Source organism: Pseudomonas sp. MWU347 (assembly GCF_017947305.1).
In the GTDB taxonomy this organism is placed as follows: domain Bacteria; phylum Pseudomonadota; class Gammaproteobacteria; order Pseudomonadales; family Pseudomonadaceae; genus Aquipseudomonas; species Aquipseudomonas putida_A.
The window spans coordinates 201,134-219,938 of record NZ_JAFGZB010000001.1; the positions used below are offsets into that span (position 1 = coordinate 201,134).

Below are 18,805 nucleotides of genomic sequence, written 5' to 3' on the forward strand. Positions count from 1 at the left end.
AACAACAAAAGGGGCACATCATGACTACCAGGAAACCCACCAGTCTGGTCACCCGCATCATGCTCGGGCTGGCAGCCGGAATAATCGTCGGCATCCTTCTCAACCAGTTTCCCGAACACAAGATCTGGTTCATCGACAATCTGCTGCAACCGGCCGGTGACCTGTTCATCAGGCTGATGAAAATGATCGTCGTACCGTTGGTCTTTGCGTGCATGGTCGTCGGCATCGCCGGGGCAGGCAGCACCAAGGCGCTGGGGCGGGTCGGGATAAAGACGCTGGTTTATTTCTTTACCATCACCAGCATTGCCATCGTCTTCGGACTGATCGTCGGCAATGTTTTTCAGCCCGGCGCCGGCGCAGACTTCAGCAGCACCCTGCAATCACCGGCCATTGGTCTGGCGAATACGGGGGACACACAGAACCTGGGCCGAACTCTGGTGAACATCGTGCCGGACAACATCGTCCTGGCCATGTCTCAGGGCAAGCTGCTCTCCGTGCTGTTTTTCGCGATCCTGTTCGGCTGTGCCCTGTCGATGCTGCCCGAGCCGCAGAAGGCGCCATTGATCGCCGTGATTCAGGCGGTATCGGACACCATGTTCAAGGTCACGCATCTGGTCATGCACTATTCACCCATCGGCATCTTCGGCCTGATCGGGGTCACCGTGGCCAGCTTCGGCCTTAGTGCATTACTGCCGCTGGCGAAGCTGATCGGCATCACTTACGTCGCGGTGTTGCTCTTCGCGTTGGGCGTGCTGGGGCTGGTGGCGCGGATGGCCGGCATTCGCTTTTTCCACCTGATTCGGGAAATACGCAGTGAATTGATACTGGCTTACAGCAGTGCTGCGTCGGCCACGGTGATGCCACAACTGATCGAGAAAATGGAGAAGTATGGCGCTCCGCGCCCGATCACCAGCATGGTCATTCCACTGGGGTACTCGTTCAACCTTGATGGCGCCTCGCTGTTCGCGGGACTGGGCACGCTGTTTATCGCCCAGGCGTACGGGATTGATCTGAGTCTGGCGGATCAGGCCATGCTGGTGCTGATCATGGTGTTGACGTCAAAGGGCGCGGCGGGAGTGCCGGGTTTCATGTTCATCATCCTCACAGCGACCCTGACCACCGCCGGTTTGCCAGTGGAAGGCGTGGCAATCATCGCCGGCGTCTACCGCTTGATGGACATGCCGGTCACCGCGCTCAACGTGTTGGGCAATGCACTGGCACCGCTGGTCATAGCGCGCTGGGAGGGACAGCTCAAGGCACCTGAAAGCGAACCGACGACAGAACCGGTCAGCCCGCCGTTCAAGGCCTGAAACTATCGGGGCTTGCTGTCGGATTCATCTTCGCGGGGTTTGCCGGAGTTCGGTTTATCCGTCTTGGGCGCCCCGCTTTCGCTGCGGATCTGCGCATGGCTGATCAGGGCGAAGATGAAACTGCCGCCGATGATATTCCCCGCCAGCGTGGGCCCGGCAAACACCATCCAGAAATCACTCCACGGCAGCTCGCCGGCAAACACCAGATACGACACTTCCGCCGAACCGACCACGATGTGGGTGAAGTCGCCCAGCGCCATCAGGTAGGTGATAAGGATGATGATCCACATCTTCGCGCTCTCCATGGACGGGATCATCCAGACCATGGTGGCGATCATCCAGCCGGAAACGATGCCCTTGGCAAACATCTGACTGGCGTGGTTTTCCATGACCTTGCGGCCGATTTCAAGGAAGGCGTGATCAGTCTTGGTGTCGAAGATCGGCAGCTCGAGCATCACGTACGCCACCAGAATCGTCCCGCACAAATTGCCGAACAGGACCACGCCCCACAGGCGGATCAGCCGGCCGAAGTTTTTCAGGGTCGGTTTGGTCATCACCGGTAGAACGGCGGTCAGGGTGTTTTCGGTGAACAATTGCTGGCGGGCGAGAATCACCGCGAGGAAACCGGCGCAGTAGCCGAAACTGGCGATGACCTTGAACTCGTCACCTTCGGGCAGTCGCGAATTGAGCAGGCCCATACCCATCAGCGACAGGCCCATGGTCAACCCGGCGGCCAGCGCCGACCACCACAATGCAGCGATGCTGCGCTCCAGTTCCTGATCGCCCTGAGTGCGGATGATTTCATGCAGAACCGCCGCGCGGGGCGGCTGGTTTTTCTCGACTTCGTGTTGTTCGTCGGTCGAGAGGTTGGGGGTCTTGCCGTCTGTTGGTGTGGTCATGGCGTGGGAACCGTGGGGGCTGGTGTTTACCTACGACCCCGGCGGTTCATGGCTGTTCAGTGGCCAGATGATTCTTCGCTGACTGAACAACCGCCTTCGCGAGCAAGCCCGCTCCCACAGGTACAACGCAATCCATGTGGGAACGGGCTTGCTCGCGAAGGGCGCGCCGCCGATGTTAGTTGCTGACCAGTTCATCTTCCTTGAACTGGTCTTTGACGTACTTGATCTCGGTCCGCCCGTGCGGCGCCGGCAGGCCGTCTTCGCCGAGGTTGACGAAGACCATCTTCTCGACCGTGAGGATACTCTTGCGGGTGATCTTGTTGCGCACTTCACAGGTCAGGGTGATCGAGGTACGACCGAACTCGGTGGCGGTGATGCCCAGCTCGATGATGTCGCCCTGGCGCGAGGCGCTGACGAAGTTGATTTCGGAAATGTACTTGGTCACCACGCGCTGATTGCCCAACTGGACGATCGCGTAAATCGCCGCTTCTTCGTCGATCCAGCGCAGCAGGCTGCCGCCGAACAGGGTGCCGTTGGGGTTCAGGTCTTCGGGTTTTACCCATTTGCGGGTGTGGAAATTCATGTTCACTCCTGAGCGTTTGCCGAAAGATGGCGCCATCTTGGCAGACCGGGCGGTCAGGCTCCATGAGCCTTCTACTATGGTCGCTATTAGCGATCTTCATCTGGCCGACAGAAACCCTTTGGAAGATCAGTCTAGACGGCTATAATCGCCCCCGTTTCAAAACGGTAACGTTCACCTGCTACCGTTTTCCCGCCACCTGTCCGAGGGGCGCTGCAGCAGGATCAACCTGTCAGGCTCGGATGGGGCGTTGACTGGCCACGGCCGGACACTAAACGCACAACGGCGCCCATTCGCATACATTACGAATGGAGGCTCTTCATGAGCGCTGTTATCACGCCTGCAGATTTTAACGATTACAAAGTTGCCGACATGTCCCTGGCTGCCTGGGGCCGTCGCGAAACCATCATCGCCGAGTCGGAAATGCCGGCCCTTATGGGTCTGCGCCGCAAGTACGCCTCCGAGCAGCCGCTCAAGGGCGCGAAAATCCTCGGCTGCATCCACATGACCATTCAGACTGCCGTGCTGATCGAAACCCTGGTTGCCCTGGGTGCCGAAGTACGCTGGTCGTCCTGCAACATCTTCTCGACTCAGGATCAGGCCGCTGCGTCCATTGCCGCTGCCGGCATCCCGGTTTTCGCCTGGAAAGGCGAGACTGAAGAAGAGTACGAGTGGTGCCTGGAGCAGACCATCCTGAAAGATGGCCAGCCATGGGACGCCAACATGATCCTCGACGACGGCGGCGACCTGACTCAGCTGCTGCACGACAAGTACCCACAAGTACTGGATCGCGTTCACGGCGTGACCGAAGAAACCACCACCGGTGTTCACCGCCTGCTGGACATGCTGGCCAAGGGCGAGCTGAAGATCCCGGCGATCAACGTCAACGACTCGGTGACCAAGTCCAAGAACGACAACAAGTACGGCTGCCGTCACAGCCTGAACGATGCGATCAAGCGCGGCACCGACCACCTGCTGTCCGGCAAGCAAGCGCTGGTCATCGGTTACGGTGACGTGGGTAAGGGTTCGGCCCAGTCCCTGCGTCAGGAAGGCATGATCGTCAAGGTCTCCGAAGTTGACCCGATCTGCGCCATGCAGGCCTGCATGGACGGTTTCGAACTGGTTTCGCCGTTCATCGACGGTATCAACGACGGCACCGAAGCGAGCATCGACAAAGCGCTGCTGGGCAAGATCGACCTGATCGTGACCACCACCGGTAACGTCAATGTTTGCGACGCGAACATGCTCAAAGCCCTGAAGAAGCGCGCTGTTGTCTGCAACATCGGCCACTTCGACAACGAAATCGACACCGCTTTCATGCGCAAGAACTGGGCATGGGAAGAAGTGAAGCCACAGGTACACAAGATCCACCGTACCGGCCCGGGCGCTTTCGACGCGCAGAACGACGACTACCTGATCCTGCTGGCCGAAGGCCGTCTGGTGAACCTGGGCAACGCCACCGGTCACCCGAGCCGCATCATGGACGGTTCGTTCGCCAACCAGGTACTGGCGCAGATCTTCCTGTTCGGCCAGAAGTACGCCGACCTGTCGCCAGCCGAGAAAGCCGAGCGTCTGACCGTTGAAGTACTGCCGAAGAAACTCGACGAAGAAGTGGCCCTGGAAATGGTGCGCGGCTTCGGTGGCGTGGTCACTCAACTGACCAAGCAACAGGCTGACTACATCGGCGTGACCGTCGAAGGCCCGTTCAAGCCGCACGCTTACCGCTACTGATTGACGCGGCGGCCTGCTCTCCCTGTGGGAGCGGGCTTGCTCGCGAAAGCGGTCTGTCATTCAGCATTGATGTTGCCTGACCCGCCGCTTTCGCGAGCAAGCCCGCTCCCACATGGGCGGTGCAAGCCTCACAGGCTTCGTGTTTCCAAGGGTATTTCCCATGTCCCAAGACCGTCGCTACAGCTTCGAGTTCTTCCCGACCAAGACCGATGCTGGGCATGAAAAACTGCTCAACGTTGCCCGTCAGTTGGCAACGTACAACCCCGACTTCTTTTCCTGCACCTACGGCGCTGGCGGTTCGACCCGTGATCGCACCCTCAACACCGTTCTGCAACTGGAAAGCGAAGTCAAAGTACCGGCCGCACCGCACCTGTCGTGCGTCGGCGACAGCAAGGACGACCTGCGCGGCCTGCTGAACGAGTACAAGGCGGCCGGCATCAAGCGCATCGTTGCGCTGCGCGGTGACCTGCCGTCCGGCATGGGCATGACCAGCGGCGAGCTGCGTCACGCCAACGAACTGGTTGAATTCATTCGTGAAGAAACCGGTGATCATTTCCACATCGAAGTTGCCGCTTACCCGGAGATGCATCCGCAAGCGCGCAATTACGAAGACGATCTCGCCAACTTCGTGCGCAAGGCCCGCGCCGGCGCCGACAGCGCGATCACCCAGTACTTCTTCAACGCCGACAGCTACTTCTACTTCGTCGACCGTTTGCAGGCGCTGGGCGTGGATATTCCAGTCGTACCGGGGATCATGCCGATCACCAACTACAGCAAGCTGGCGCGTTTCTCCGATGCCTGCGGTGCGGAAATTCCGCGCTGGATCCGCAAGCAACTGGAAGCCTACGGCGATGACAGCCAGAGCATTCAGCGCTTCGGCGAGCAAGTTGTCAGCGAAATGTGCGAACGCCTGTTGCAGGGCGGCGCACCGGGGCTGCACTTCTATTCCATGAACCAGGCTGAACCTAGTCTGGCGATCTGGAATAACCTGAAGTTGCCGCGCTAAGCATTAAAAGAAAGATCAAAAGATCGCAGCCTTCGGCAGCTCCTACAGGGGTGTCGTTGCTGCGATTTTTTGCTTTTGAATCCCCGAATTAGAGCTTGTGCAGGCACTTTCTGGCTCTTTCGCGTTTCTCGTCGTAATCTCAAGCCATGCCTTTTTTCGCGCAGTTACTCACCGTGCTGGTTTTTGCTTGCCTGAGCTTTGCCGCTCGGGGCGAGAAGCTGCGTATTGTCACCGAGCCGTGGGCACCTTACGTCTACGAAGAGAATGGCAGGAACCTCGGGCTGGATTACGAAACCACCGCCATCGTGTTCAAGCGTCTGGGAATCGAAGTCGAATGGCAGTTCCTGCCGTGGAAACGCTGCCTGTCGATGCTCGAGACCGGCCAGGCCGACGGCGCACTGGACATCTTTCACAGCGACGAGCGCGATGCCACCCTGCTCTACCCCATCGAACCGCTGTCGGACGTCGAGTTCGTGATGTTCTACGCCAACGACCGTCCCCATCCGTTCCGCCAGCTCGAAGACCTCAAAGGCCTGACCATCGGCACTTCGCCGGGCTATCTGTACAGTCCGGACTTCAGCCAGTCGACACTGTTCACCCGCGAGCCGGCACCAACCCACGAGGCCAACTTCGGCAAACTGTTGCGCGGACGTATCGACTTGCTGATCACCGATCGCCGCGTGGGCCAGCATTTGCTCGATCAACTGAATATTCGCGATCAAATCACCGAAAATCCCACGGTCATCAGCCGTCAGAGCCAATATCTGGCCGTTCGACGCAATGCCGGGATGGATCTGCTGGTGGCGCGTTTCGGTGCCGAACTCAAGCGTTTCAAGCGCGAACCGGCCTACGCCGAGCTCAGCGCACGCTACGGCGCCGCCCCGGTCGACGCCGTGCCGCTGGGCAACGCCTCGGCCAGCCGCAAAACCGTTGAGCAGCAGGAAAGCAGCGCGCAGTGATTGCTCTGTTATACTCCGGCGTTCCCGCCAGGCTCACGCCCGGACGCCCGGAACCGTAACAGGCCTCTCGACCCGCTACAGCGCAGCTTTCAGCCCGCGCGAGCGCTCCTGACGTGCCTTCGGAACCGCAGCAGGACCGGACGGGATCGCGTCCTCTTAAACGCGATTCGCGCCAGGCAAGACTCCCATTGGGCCAAGCCCTAACTAAAACAGGATTACTCATGTCCTTTGCTTCCCTCGGTCTCTCCGAGGCTTTAGTCCGTGCCATCGAAGATGCGGGCTATACCGAGCCTACTCCGGTGCAACAGCGGGCCATTCCCGCCGTGTTGCAAGGTCGCGACCTGATGGTTGCGGCACAGACAGGTACCGGTAAAACCGGCGGTTTCGCCCTTCCGATCCTGGAGCGGTTGTTCCCCAACGGTCACCCGGACAAATCCCAGCGTCATGGCCCGCGCCAACCGCGCGTACTGGTCCTGACCCCGACCCGCGAACTCGCGGCCCAGGTTCACGAGAGCTTCAAGATCTACGCCCGTGACCTGAAATTCGTCAGCGCCTGCATCTTCGGCGGCGTCGGCATGAACCCGCAGGTCCAGGCCATGTCCCGTGGCGTTGACGTGCTCGTCGCATGCCCGGGTCGTCTGCTCGACCTCGCAGGCCAGGGCAGTGTCGATCTGTCCCACGTCGAAATCCTCGTCCTCGACGAAGCCGACCGCATGCTCGACATGGGCTTCGTTCACGACGTGAAGAAAGTCCTCGCACGCCTGCCGGCCAAGCGTCAGAACCTGCTGTTCTCGGCGACGTTCTCCAAAGACATCACCGATCTTGCCGGCAAACTGCTGCACAACCCGGAACGCATCGAAGTCACCCCGCCGAACACCACGGTCGAGCGCATCGAGCAACGCGTGTTCCGTCTGCCGGCCAGCCACAAGCGTGCCCTGCTGGCGCACCTGATCACCGCCGGCGCCTGGGAACAGGTACTGGTGTTCACCCGCACCAAGCACGGCGCCAACCGTCTGGCCGAGTACCTGGACAAACACGGCCTGCCGGCTGTGGCGATCCACGGCAACAAGAGCCAGAACGCCCGCACCAAAGCCCTGGCCGACTTCAAGGCCGGTGAAGTGCGCATCCTGGTCGCGACCGACATCGCCGCGCGCGGTCTGGACATCGATCAGTTGCCACACGTGGTCAACTTCGAGCTGCCAAACGTCGATGAAGACTACGTGCACCGTATCGGCCGTACTGGCCGCGCCGGTCGTTCGGGCGAGGCGATCTCGCTGGTGGCCCCGGACGAAGAAAAACTGCTGAAAAGCATCGAACGCATGACCAAGCAGAAAATCGCCGATGGCGACCTGATGGGCTTCGATGCCAGCACCATCGAGGCCGAGAAGCCTGAAGTGCGCGAGCGCCCGGACATGCGCAACCCGCGCAACTCCCGTGGCCCGCGCGGCGACGGTCCGAATGGCGGCGGCGGTGGCGGCGGTCGTAAAGACAAAGGCAAAGACAAGGGCAAGGAAAAACCCGCCGGCGAACGCGGCGAGCGCCCTGCCCGTCAGCAGAAACCACGCGAAGGCACCCCGGCCCGCGAACAGCGTCCGAGCCAGCCACCACGCGCGGCGGCTGATCGTGCACCGGACGAGTTCCTCGACGACGATATCGATAACTTCGGTAACCGCGTTGATTACGTGCCGAAAGCTGCTCCTGCCGGTGGCCGTGGTCGCCGTCCAGGCGCGCCAGCTCAGGGCGCAGGCGCAGGCGCTCCACGCGGCGGTCAGTCGCAAGGTCGCCAGAACGGCCCGCGTAACAGCAACGGTTCGAGCACCGGCACCCCACCGGGCAAACGCAACGGCCCGCGCAACGGTGCTCCGCGTGATGGCCAGGGCCGTCGTGACGAGTCCTCGCGCAACCGCCGCCCGGCTCGCGACGATCAGCAACGCGCCGAACCGGCCGTGCAGAACCCGCGCAGCACCGGGCCGAAGATCATGCACAAGGAGTCCAAGGCAGACCGCTTCCCGACACCTGAGCAGCTCGATCAACTGCCGACCCGTCCGCGCGGTGAAAAACCAGCCTTGCTGACCCGCAATCGCTGAGTTATCGCGGCAATGAAACATGCCCCGGCTCGCAAGAGCCGGGGCATTTTTCATGAGCAAGCCAATATCCCTGAATCACCACATCACCTGTGGGAGCGGGCTTGCTCGCGAATGCGGTATGTCTGTAACGGAAGTATCGACTGGCCCGCCGCATTCGCGAGCAAGCCCGCTCCCACAGTGGATCTGCGGTGATATCAGTGCATGTGACGGACAATAAAAAACGCCCCCGGCCTTACGACCGGGGGCGTTTTTGTATGGCGGCGAAAATTACTTCGCTTTCACACCTTCGAACGAGATGTACAGGTCGACCTTGTCGGACTGTGGACCCAGATCCATCATCTTGCCGAAATCAGAGCGCTTGATGCTGGTGGTACCTTCGAAGCCGGCACGGTAGCCGCCCCATGGATCCTTGCCTTCGCCCAGGAACACAGCCTTGACCACGATTGGCTTGGTCACGCCGTGCAGGGTCAGGTCGCCGGTCACGTCGGCAGTGTCTTTGCCATCGGCGTTCTTGCCGGTGGATTTGACGCTGGTGGAGACGAACTTGGCGTCAGCGTATTTGCCCACGTCCAGGAAGTCTTTGCTGGAGATGTGCTTGTCGCGCTCGGCGTGGTTGGTGAACACGCTGGCGGTTTTCACATTGAATTCGATTTTGCTGTCTTCAGGCTTGGCGGCGTCGAAGCTGAACTTGCCGTCGATGTCCTTGAAGGTACCGGTGATGTAGCTGTAGCCCAGGTGGCTGATCTTGAAGTCGACGAAAGCGTGCTGGCCTTCCTTGTCGACGGTGTAATCAGCAGCCATCACGTTCGCGGACAGTACGGCCGAACCGATTGCCAGAGCGGCCAGAGTCTTTTTCAACATGCTTTCTTTTCCTTTGAGTCGAGGTTGAATTTCAGGCTTTGCGACCGAGCATTCGAGTGAGGGTCGCATCACGATCGATAAAGTGGTGCTTCAATGCTGCCAACGCATGGAGACCGGAAAAAATTACCAGCGCCCATGCCAGCCAGAGATGAATCACCCCAGCGGTGTCTGCCTGATCCGGTAACCCGGAAACCAGTGCAGGAACTTCAAACAGGCCAAACACCGGGATCCCGACACCGTCTGCGGTGGAAATCAGGTAACCGGCAAGCATCACAGCGAACAGCCCGACGTACAGAAACCCGTGGCCGAATTTGGCGCCGATGCGGGTCATGCGGCTGTAGCTTTGCAGCGTCGGTGGTGGTGGGCTGATAAAGCGCCACAACACCCGCAACACCATCACACCCAGCAGCACCAGACCGATGCTCTTGTGCAGATCCGGCGCGTCTTTGCGCCAGCTGCTGTAGTAATCCAGCCCCACCATCCACAGACCCAGCGCGAACAGTCCGAAGACCGCCAGCGCCACGCCCCAGTGCATGAAGATGCTGACCCAACCATAGCGTGAAGCAGAGTTACGTAGCTGCATTGCCCAAATCCTGTGAGAACTGCGAACCAAGACTAGCGAGTTATCTATCGAATTAAAGCGGAAAATTTTGCTTTGAAATATCGAGAAATACGATCAAGAGTCTTGAACATGGTAGTTAAGGAAAGATTAAAGGGGAAAGAGTGGGGCAGAAGGCTGGGTACAGATCCAAAGTCAGTGCTGCCTGAACCGGCCTCTTCGCGAGCAAGCTGGCTCCCACAGGGGATCGCATTCCAGCTGAGGGATCACGGTCGAATAATGTGGGAGCGAGCTTGCTCGCGAAGGCGGTTTGGCAGGCCAAAAAAAAGCGCGGCATGAGAGCCGCGCTTTTTCATTCACCGCAAAGCCTTACTGCGCTTTGCTATCGGTGTTTGCCGCCGGAGCCGGGGTTGTAGCCGGCTTGGCCGCAGGCTTCTTCGCCGGCTCAGCCTTTTTCGCCGCCGGTTTGGCCGGGGCCTTTTTCGCCTCGGTTTTCGCTGCAGGCTTTTTCGCTGCAGGCTTGGCTGGCGCTTTCTTCGCCGGTTCGGCTTTCACCGGAGCGGCGGGTTTCGGCGCTTCCACCGGAGCTGGCGCAGGGGCTGGAGCCGGTGCAGGCGCTGGAGTCACTGGCGCTGGAGCCGGTTCAGGCGCCTTCACAGGTTCTGGCTTCTTCTCGTCATCCGAACCGCCAAACAGGTTGCTGAAGAAGTTGCCCTTCTTCGCCGCCACGGCACCCGCCGCGCCTGCCGCTGCTGCGGCTGGAACCACTTTGACCGGCTCAAACGACTTGCCGGCTGCCAGGTCTTCCACCTGACTGGCCGCACGCTGACCAGTGCGCAGCGCGCCTTCCAGAGTGCCCGGATACAGGGTGTCGGTGTGTTCGCCGGCAAACGCTACGCGTTGCAGTGGGCGCTCCCACATGCGCCAGAACTTGCTGATCTGGCCCGGGCCGTAAGCCAGGTAGGCGCCGCCCATCGACGGGTCGGTGCTGTAGCGACGGATTTCATAGCCGGTGAACGAGCCACGGGCCTGTGGATAAAACGCGTGCAGACGGATCAGCACCTGATCGACCATCTGCTTGTCGCCGAACGCCTGCATCACGCGGGCATTGTCGCCGGACAGGTTGATCACCACGTTGGCGCCACCTTTCAGCGCCGGTTCGATCCAGAGCATGCCCAGACCTGCGTTGCTGTAGATCTCACCGGACATGCGCGCCTTGCTTTCCCACACTGGCGTCTTGAACTTGAGCATGATCTGGTCGCGCCAGCCGTAGTTGGTGCCCTTGATCGCGGCCAGGTGCTGAGCGTCCAGCGCCGGGGTGAGCGCAATCTTGTTCAGCGCACGCAGCGGCACGGCCAGCACCACGTAGTCAGCCTGATAGCCAACACTGCCGACCTTGACGGTCACGCCGTCCTTGTCCTGAGTGATAGCGGAAACCGGCGAGTTGGTCTTGATGGTCTTGATCTGCTTGACGAACGCCTGGGCCAGTACCTGGCTGCCGCCGACCAGACGCGAGGCGCGCAGGTCACGGTCGGAGACGCCGCGATAAACGCGGTTCTGCTGGGCGAAATACAGCAGCGACAGACGCGAAGGCTCGTCGTAGTGGGTGCGGATGTCCTGGTTGATCAGCTGACGCGCGGTGGCCGGCAGGTTCTGCTTGTCGAGCCAGCTCGACACGTTGATCTGGTCCAGTGCATGCAGGGTATTGGTCGCGGCCGGGTTCTGCGGGTCGTCGATCGAGCGCGCCAGATCGTCGAGGGTTTTCTGGTAGCGCTTCAGGGCATCGGCGGTGGCCGGCTGCTTGGTCGCCAGATCGGCAGCGGAGAAATATTCACCGTCGATCAGATAACCCGGTGTACGCACGAATTCAGGGGCTGGCGTGGTGCTCAGCTTGAAGGTCGAGACGTATTTGTTCAGCACCGGCTGGGTCTTGTCGTTGCCGATCCACTCGCTGGTGGCCATGCCCGAGCGACCGCCCAGGCTCGGCTTGGCTTCCAGCAGCGTGACCTGCCAGCCCTTGTTCTGCAGCTCGTAAGCCGCGGTCAGGCCCGACAGGCCGCCGCCGATCACGATTGCGGTTTTATCCTTGGCCAGCGCCGTAACGCTGAACAGCCCCAACATCACCAGCGCACAGGCGCGCAGCCAACCGACAGACATTCAGCGAACTCCGGAAATACACGTAGGAAAAAAGCAGTTTTGCGGGTCAGACGACCCAAAGAACCGCGAAGAATACGTCAGCCATCAAAACGCCGCCAGCGACGTCTATCGGCCCATACAAAGTAGCTCAATCGACGCAATGGGTTGTCCCGACGCGATGCATTGCATAGGCTTGCGCGATTGTTTGCCCGCGCCTGACGCGAGCCGCCTCGAGGAGACTGTAAATGGGCCTGAATAACCAGTGGATGCAACGCGACCTCGCGGTGCTGTGGCATCCCTGCACCCAGATGAAAGACCACGAACAGCTGCCGCTGATCCCGATCAAGCGCGGCGAAGGCGTCTGGCTCGAAGACTTCGAAGGCAAGCGCTACCTCGATGCCGTCAGCTCCTGGTGGGTCAACGTGTTCGGCCACGCCAACCCGCGCATCAACCAGCGCATCAAGGATCAGGTCGATCAGCTGGAGCACGTGATTCTGGCCGGTTTCAGCCATCAACCGGTGATCGAACTGTCCGAGCGTCTGGTGAAGATGACCCCGGAAGGCCTGAACCGGGTGTTCTACGCCGATAATGGTTCGTCCTGCATCGAAGTCGCGCTGAAAATGAGCTTTCACTACTGGCTCAACCGCGGCCAGCCGAACAAGAAACGCTTCGTCACCCTGACCAACAGCTACCACGGCGAAACCATGGCAGCGATGGCAGTCGGCGACGTGCCGCTGTTCACCGAAACCTACAAAGCGCTGCTGATGGACACCATCAAGGTGCCAAGCCCGGATTGCTATCTGCGCCCCGAAGGCATGAGCTGGGAACAACATTCGCGCAACATGTTCACTGCCATGGAACAAACCTTGGCAGAACATCATGACAGCGTGGCGGCAGTCATCGTCGAGCCGTTGATTCAGGGCGCCGGCGGCATGCGCATGTATCACCCGGTCTATCTCAAACTGCTGCGCGAAGCCTGCGACCGCTACGGCGTGCACCTGATCCACGACGAAATCGCCGTCGGCTTCGGCCGTACCGGCACCATGTTTGCCTGTGAGCAGGCCGGCATCCGCCCGGACTTCCTCTGCCTGTCCAAGGCCCTGACCGGCGGCTACCTGCCACTGGCGGCGTGCCTGACCACCGACGAGGTCTACAGCGCGTTCTACGACGACTACCCGACCCTGCGCGCCTTCCTGCATTCGCACAGCTACACCGGCAACCCGCTGGCCTGTGCGGCGGCGCTGGCGACGCTGGATATCTTCGAGCAGGACAACGTCATCGAGAACAACCAGGCACTGGCCCGGCGCATGGCCTCGGCCACTGCGCATCTGGTCGATCACCCGAATGTCTCGGAAGTGCGGCAGACCGGCATGGTGCTGGCGATCGAAATGGTCAAGGATAAAGCCACCAAAGAGGCCTACCCTTGGCAGGAACGCCGTGGCCTGAAGGTGTTCCAGCATGCGCTGGAGCGTGGCGCATTACTGCGTCCGCTGGGCAGCGTGGTGTATTTCCTGCCGCCGTACGTGATTACCCCGGAGCAGATCGACTTCCTCGCCGAAGTCGCCAGCGAAGGCATCGACATCGCCACCCGGGACAGCGTCAGCGTCGCGGTGCCGAAGGATTTCCACCCGGGGTTCCGTGATCCGGGCTGATTAAAAATTTGTGGCGCCTGAACTGCCGCTTTCGCGAGCAAGCTCGCTCCCACAGGGAAATGCATTCCAAATGTGGGAGCGAGCTTGCTCGCGAATGAAGTCGACACCGATCCAACTGATTCACATCTTTCCAGAGACCCGAAATGAGACTGTCCCGCTTCTTTATCGACGCCCCCCTGAGCACCGGCGAACACGAGCTGCCGGAAGCCCAGGCGCATTACATCAGCCGCGTGCTGCGCATGGCCGAGGGCGATGCGGTGCAGTTGTTCGACGGCTCCGGCCATGAGTTTCGAGGCTCGCTGGTGGAGGTCGGCAAGAAACGCGTCGTCGTGCAGATCGACGAGCAGTTAGCCGGGCAGATTGAATCGCCGCTGCAGATCCACCTCGGCCAGGGCCTGTCGCGTGGCGAACGGATGGACTGGGCGATCCAGAAAGCCACCGAGTTGGGCGTGACGGAAATCACCCCGATCTTCAGCGACCGCTGCGAAGTGCGCCTGAAGGACGAACGCGCCGACAAACGCCTGCTGCACTGGCGTCAGGTGGCGATCAGCGCCTGCGAGCAGTGCGGTCGCTCGCGGGTGCCGGTGATTCATCCGCCGGTGTTGTTGGCCGACTGGCTGAAGCAAACCCAGGCCGAGTTGAAACTGGTGCTGCACCCGGTGGCGGAGCCGTTGGTCAGCCATGCCAAACCGGCGACCCTGGCGTTCCTGATCGGGCCAGAGGGTGGTTTGTCGGATGCCGAGGTCGAGCAGGCCAAGGGCAACGGTTTCCATGCTGCACGGCTTGGGCCGCGAGTGTTGCGCACTGAAACTGCGCCGGTGGTTGCACTGGCGGTGGCTCAGCAGCTTTGGGGGGACTTCTAAGGCCTCTTCGCGAGCAAGCCCGCTCCCACATTGGATTTCCAGTGAGCACAAATTTTGTGTACACCCGAGAACTACTGTGGGAGCGGGCTTGCTCGCGAAAAGCTTCCCCTCGGTCTGACTGTCACTCCACCGGATCACTGACTGGCCTGGCAATGATCGCCTTCAACTCGCTGGTCATCGGAAACTCCAGGTTCAACCCCTTTGGCGGGATCGGCTGTTCGAACCACTTACGGTAGATCCCGTTGATCTCCCCCGAGCTGTACAGATCGGCCAGCGCGCCGTTCACCAGCGCGAGGAATGGCGGATCATCCTTGCGCACCATGCAGCTGTAGATTTCCCGCGATTGTTCCTCCCCCACCACGACCCAGTTGTGCGGATCCCGCGCCTTGGCCCGCTCGCCGTAGAGCAATGCGTCGTCCATGTAGAAGGCCGCTGCCCGTCCCGACTGCAGCATCTGGAACGCCTCGCCGTGATCCTTGGCGCTGATCACAAACATGTTCAGTTTGTGGTCGAGGTTGTAGCTCTTCAGATAGCGCTCGTTGGTGGTGCCGGCGGTGGTCACCACGTTCTTGCCGCGCAGGTCATCGAAGCTGTGAATGCCGCTGTCCTTTGCGGTCAGCAACTGCCCTTTTACGTAGATGAAACCGTAGGAGAACGCGACCTGTTTCTGCCGCTCGGCCGTCACCCCGGTGGAGCCGCACTCAAGATCAACCGTGCCGTTCTGCACCAGCGGAATCCGCGTCTGCGATGTCACCAGGTTGTACTTCACCTTCAGCTCCGGCAACGCCAGTTGCTGCTTGATCCGCTCGACAATCTTGCCTGCCAGCTCCACCGAATACCCCATCGGCTGCCCGGTGTGATCGCCCACATACGAGAACGGCACCGACGCATCGCGATAGCCCAGGGTGATGCTGTTGGCGCTGGCGATCTTGCCAAGCGCGCCGGTCAGCGGCACTTCATTGGCCTGTGCCTGGGCGCCGATGAACAGCGCCAGTGTGCAGCCGAGCAACGTGATTTTTTGCATTGTTATTCTCCGTTGTGGTTGGGGTGTTTTAGCAGAATCCGTCACGCCGCACGGGGATTGAAGCCGTGCAGATCAATGGATGTACGCTGCTGGCCGATCAGTTCGCTGAGCAACTGCCCGCTGCCGCAGGCCAGGGTGAAACCGAGCGCGCCGTGGCCGAGGTTGAGCCACAGATTGCGATACGCCGTGGCGCCCAACAACGGTACGCCGGTGGGGGTGGCCGGGCGCATGCCCGCCCACTCCACAGCCGCGTCGTAATTGCCGGCATCGGGAAAGGTGTCGCGGGCCTGGCGCTTGATCAGTGCCAACCGCTCGGGATCTACCGCCGGGTCGAAACCGACGATGTCGACCATCGCCGCCACGCGTAACTGTTCGCCGATGCGCGCGTAGACGATCTTGCGGTCGTAGTCGGTGATGCTCACGTCCGGCGCCCGATGCCCGTTGCCGATCGGCACGGTCAGGCTGTAACCCTTCAGCGGATACAGCGGCACGTGCAGGCCGGGCAGCGCCAGCAAAGAGCTTCGGTGCCCGGCGGCGATCACCAGTTGGTCGACCGGCAGGGTTTCGTCGCCAAGCTCAATGGCGGTGACGGCGCCGTGGCTGTGACGAATGCCGGTGACTGCCTGACCGAGACGAAACTCACAACGGCCCGACGCCTTCAATCGCACCGCCAACTGCTGGCAGAAGGCGTGACAGTCGCCGACTTCTTCATCCGGCGTGTAGATCGCGCCCACAAACGGCGCCTTGGTCAAGGCCGGTTCCAGCTGCGCACATTCGGTGGCGGACAACACCTGTTGTTGCTGCGGATCGGCCAGGCCCTTGCGCGCATGGTCGAAACTGACGGCATTGCGAAAAGTCACCAGTTTGCCGTTGCGCCGCCAGTTGAAACCGGTAAGTCCGTCATCCTCGCGCCAGCGCTTCAGCGTGCTCTGGCTGAACAGCGCCAGACGCAACAGATGCGCCGCGTTTTCGCGGTTGACCGAGGTGCGGCAGGCGGCGAGAAACGACGCCATCCAGCGCCATTGCGCCGGGTCCAGACGCGGGCGCAGCTTGAGCGGTGAGTCGCCGCGCAGCATCCAGCCGATCGCCTGCAACGGCACGCCGGCATCGGCCAGCGGCGCCACATAGCGGTAGGACAACTGGCCGCCGTTGGCGAAGCTGGTTTCGCTGCCCAGCGACTGCCGCGCCTCGACCACTGTCACTTCGAAACCATCGCGCACCAGCGCATAGGCCGTTGCCAACCCGATCACGCCGCCGCCGATGATGCACACACGCTGAGCCATGTCCGTCCCTATTTCTATGTGAAGACAAGGCTGAGGTTAGGGTGAGGTGACAGGCGCCGAACAATGAATAAAGATGCCAGACCTATAAACAAAGGTTATGGACTCGCCATGCGCCTTCGCCACATCGAGATTTTCCAGGCCATCCGCCAGACCGGCTCGGTCAGCGCCGCTGCGCAATTGCTGCACGTCTCGCAACCGGCGGTGACCAAAGTGCTGCAGCACGCCGAGCAGCAGTTGGGCTTTCCGTTGTTTCTGCGGGTGCGCGGTAAATTGCAGGCGACCCCGGAAGCGCTGGAGCTGGAGCGCGAAGTCGACAAGGTCACGGAAAGTCTGCAGGGCGTGCGGCGCCTGGCACAGAGCCTGCGCCGCGAACCCGGCCACAGCCTGCGGATCGGCGCGACTCCGGCGCTGGCGCTGTCGCTGCTGCCGCCGGCGATCCGGCAATGGACGGCGCAATTCCCGGACATCGCCTGCGAACTGTCCAGTGCCCACAGCCGCGAGTTGATGCAGAACCTGCTGATGCGCGAAGTGGACGTGGCCCTGACCCTGCAACTGCCGGATCACCCGGGGCTGAAAGCGCAGCCGCTGGCGGCGGGGGTGCTGGTGGCGTTGGCGCCAAAGGACTTCTGGCCGCCGGCAGACGTCGGCAAACCGCTGCCACTGATGGCGCTTGCGGATGTGCCGCTGATTGGTTTATCCAGCGCCGATCCATTGGCGGCAAGGCTCGACAGCTATCTGGAAGCGGTGGAGCCACCGCCACGGGTGCGGATTGCCGTGCAGACTTATTCGCTGGCACGGGCGATGGTCGAGTCCGGCGCCGGCGTCGCGGTGATCGATCCGTTCACCGCACTGGGCGCCTCTGTGGCAACCACCACCCTCCGCCCCCTCGCCCCGCCACTGCCGATCACTTTGTACGCCGTGACCCGCGCCAGCGAGCCACCACCGCATACGCTCAACGATCTGCTGCAGATTTTCAGTCAGCGAGCTGAACAACAACTCAATAACCTGCACTCGGCACAAGTCTGATGTGGGAGCGGGCTTGCTCGCGAATGCGGTGTGTCATTCAACAGAGATGTTGTCTGAATCGACGCATTCGCGAGCAAGCCCGCTCCCACAGGGAGATTGGGGACAATTCCAGTTAGAGGACATAAAACAGAATCGCCACAAAGTGCAGCAGACTCCCGGCGATCACGAACAGATGCCAGATCCCGTGCGCATGCCGTAACCGGTGATCCAGGGCAAAAAAGATAATGCCCACGGTGTACAACACCCCGCCCGACGCCAGCCAGGCAAACCCTGCCGTGCCCAAAGCAGCAATCAACGGTTTGACCGCCACCAGCACGATCCAGCCCATCACCGCGTAGATCACGATCGACAGGATCCGCGCTTCCGAGCGTGGTTTGATCTCCTGCAGGATGCCGATCAGCGCCAGCCCCCAGACAATCCCGAACAACGTCCAGCCCCACGGCCCGCGCAGCGTCACCAGACAGAATGGTGTGTAGCTGCCGGCGATCAGCAGGTAGATCGAAAAGTGATCGACCTTCTTCATGATCGCTTTCTTGCGCCCGCGCACGCTGTGGTACACGGTCGAGGCGCTGTAGAGCACCAGCAAGGTAAAGGCGTAGATCGCCACGCTGACGATCTTCCACGGACTGCCGTCGAGGCTGGCAATCACCAGCATCCACACGCCGCCGATAAATGCGGCCACGGCCCCGACCAGATGCGTCCAGGCGTTGAGTTTTTCCCCGTGATACATGTGTCGCTCACCTCGTTATTCGTTACCGCAGCGCGCAAGGCTCGGGCCTTGAGCGTAAAAGCGCAATGTTTCTGTTCAACGCGGACCTGCGCACGCCAC

At 61.0% G+C, this 18,805-nt stretch carries 16 protein-coding genes, 1 pseudogene and 1 riboswitch; of the genes and pseudogenes, 8 read left to right on the forward strand and 9 right to left on the reverse strand.

Translation table 11 applies throughout. The annotated features are described in order from the left end of the window. Positions 1 to 20: 20 nt before the first annotated feature. Complete coding sequence (locus tag KCG87_RS00860) at positions 21 to 1,310, forward strand: cation:dicarboxylase symporter family transporter (protein WP_246881621.1); 1,290 nt, start codon at positions 21 to 23, stop codon at positions 1,308 to 1,310. A 2-nt stretch (positions 1,311 to 1,312) separates the two neighbouring features. On the opposite strand, the gene KCG87_RS00865 is transcribed toward KCG87_RS00860, so the two are convergent. Together KCG87_RS00865 and KCG87_RS00870 are read right to left on the reverse strand one after the other, a co-directional pair. Then, on the reverse strand, positions 1,313 to 2,209 hold the full coding sequence (locus tag KCG87_RS00865) for a formate/nitrite transporter family protein (RefSeq protein WP_097089006.1): 897 nt from the start codon (positions 2,207 to 2,209) through the stop codon (positions 1,313 to 1,315). 175 nt (positions 2,210 to 2,384) lie between these two features. Continuing rightward, on the reverse strand, positions 2,385 to 2,792 hold the full coding sequence (locus KCG87_RS00870) for a hotdog domain-containing protein (RefSeq protein WP_095137509.1): 408 nt from the start codon (positions 2,790 to 2,792) through the stop codon (positions 2,385 to 2,387). 196 nt (positions 2,793 to 2,988) lie between these two features. Then, positions 2,989 to 3,087, forward strand: a riboswitch (S-adenosyl-L-homocysteine riboswitch). Positions 3,088 to 3,110: 23 nt separating this feature from the next. Between KCG87_RS00870 and ahcY the strand changes: the two genes are divergently transcribed. From ahcY to KCG87_RS00890, 4 genes are all read left to right on the forward strand, one after another. After that, positions 3,111 to 4,520, forward strand: coding sequence for an adenosylhomocysteinase (ahcY, locus tag KCG87_RS00875; protein WP_096795737.1), 1,410 nt, complete (start codon positions 3,111 to 3,113; stop codon positions 4,518 to 4,520). 160 nt (positions 4,521 to 4,680) lie between these two features. Then, a complete protein-coding gene (gene metF / locus KCG87_RS00880; protein WP_003229047.1) occupies positions 4,681 to 5,526 on the forward strand; it encodes a methylenetetrahydrofolate reductase [NAD(P)H] in 846 nt (281 codons plus the stop codon). Between the two features lie 146 nt (positions 5,527 to 5,672). Then, positions 5,673 to 6,485: a transporter substrate-binding domain-containing protein gene (locus tag KCG87_RS00885; RefSeq protein ID WP_098966033.1), complete on the forward strand. Its 813-nt coding sequence runs from the start codon at positions 5,673 to 5,675 to the stop codon at positions 6,483 to 6,485. Between the two features lie 221 nt (positions 6,486 to 6,706). Next, positions 6,707 to 8,572, forward strand: coding sequence for a DEAD/DEAH box helicase (locus KCG87_RS00890; RefSeq protein ID WP_108591838.1), 1,866 nt, complete (start codon positions 6,707 to 6,709; stop codon positions 8,570 to 8,572). A 267-nt stretch (positions 8,573 to 8,839) separates the two neighbouring features. On the opposite strand, the gene KCG87_RS00895 is transcribed toward KCG87_RS00890, so the two are convergent. The 3 genes from KCG87_RS00895 to KCG87_RS00905 form a co-directional block, all read right to left on the reverse strand. Then, positions 8,840 to 9,433 (reverse strand): YceI family protein, encoded by a 594-nt coding sequence (locus KCG87_RS00895; RefSeq protein ID WP_096795740.1) that lies wholly within the window; start codon positions 9,431 to 9,433, stop codon positions 8,840 to 8,842. Positions 9,434 to 9,464: 31 nt separating this feature from the next. Further along, entirely contained in the window at positions 9,465 to 10,016 is a 552-nt protein-coding gene (locus tag KCG87_RS00900) for a cytochrome b (RefSeq protein ID WP_047596555.1), read from the reverse strand. Between the two features lie 345 nt (positions 10,017 to 10,361). Beyond that, a complete protein-coding gene (locus tag KCG87_RS00905; RefSeq protein ID WP_098966037.1) occupies positions 10,362 to 12,149 on the reverse strand; it encodes a flavin monoamine oxidase family protein in 1,788 nt (595 codons plus the stop codon). Positions 12,150 to 12,373: 224 nt separating this feature from the next. Between KCG87_RS00905 and KCG87_RS00910 the strand changes: the two genes are divergently transcribed. Both KCG87_RS00910 and KCG87_RS00915 read left to right on the forward strand, forming a co-directional pair. Then, positions 12,374 to 13,780, forward strand: coding sequence for an adenosylmethionine--8-amino-7-oxononanoate transaminase (locus KCG87_RS00910; RefSeq protein WP_135296747.1), 1,407 nt, complete (start codon positions 12,374 to 12,376; stop codon positions 13,778 to 13,780). 143 nt (positions 13,781 to 13,923) lie between these two features. Then, positions 13,924 to 14,643, forward strand: a complete 720-nt coding sequence (locus tag KCG87_RS00915; RefSeq protein WP_096795744.1) for a 16S rRNA (uracil(1498)-N(3))-methyltransferase — start codon at positions 13,924 to 13,926, stop codon at positions 14,641 to 14,643. Positions 14,644 to 14,764: 121 nt separating this feature from the next. On the opposite strand, the gene KCG87_RS00920 is transcribed toward KCG87_RS00915, so the two are convergent. Both KCG87_RS00920 and KCG87_RS00925 read right to left on the reverse strand, forming a co-directional pair. After that, complete coding sequence (locus KCG87_RS00920) at positions 14,765 to 15,667, reverse strand: transporter substrate-binding domain-containing protein (protein WP_210556442.1); 903 nt, start codon at positions 15,665 to 15,667, stop codon at positions 14,765 to 14,767. Positions 15,668 to 15,708: 41 nt separating this feature from the next. Continuing rightward, a complete protein-coding gene (locus KCG87_RS00925) occupies positions 15,709 to 16,950 on the reverse strand; it encodes a D-amino acid dehydrogenase (protein WP_135296749.1) in 1,242 nt (413 codons plus the stop codon). 108 nt (positions 16,951 to 17,058) lie between these two features. Between KCG87_RS00925 and KCG87_RS00930 the strand changes: the two genes are divergently transcribed. Beyond that, complete coding sequence (locus tag KCG87_RS00930) at positions 17,059 to 17,976, forward strand: LysR family transcriptional regulator (protein WP_027610598.1); 918 nt, start codon at positions 17,059 to 17,061, stop codon at positions 17,974 to 17,976. A gap of 2 nt (positions 17,977 to 17,978) precedes the next feature. Here the strand turns inward: KCG87_RS00930 and KCG87_RS27600 are convergent. Together KCG87_RS27600 and KCG87_RS00935 are read right to left on the reverse strand one after the other, a co-directional pair. Then, positions 17,979 to 18,083, reverse strand: a pseudogene (locus KCG87_RS27600) (metal ABC transporter ATP-binding protein); the annotation flags it as partial. Between the two features lie 5 nt (positions 18,084 to 18,088). Further along, positions 18,089 to 18,706 carry a hemolysin III family protein gene (locus KCG87_RS00935; RefSeq protein WP_007964065.1) on the reverse strand — a complete coding sequence of 206 codons (618 nt, stop codon included), beginning with the start codon at positions 18,704 to 18,706 and terminating at the stop codon, positions 18,089 to 18,091. Between the last annotated feature and the right edge of the window lie 99 nt (positions 18,707 to 18,805).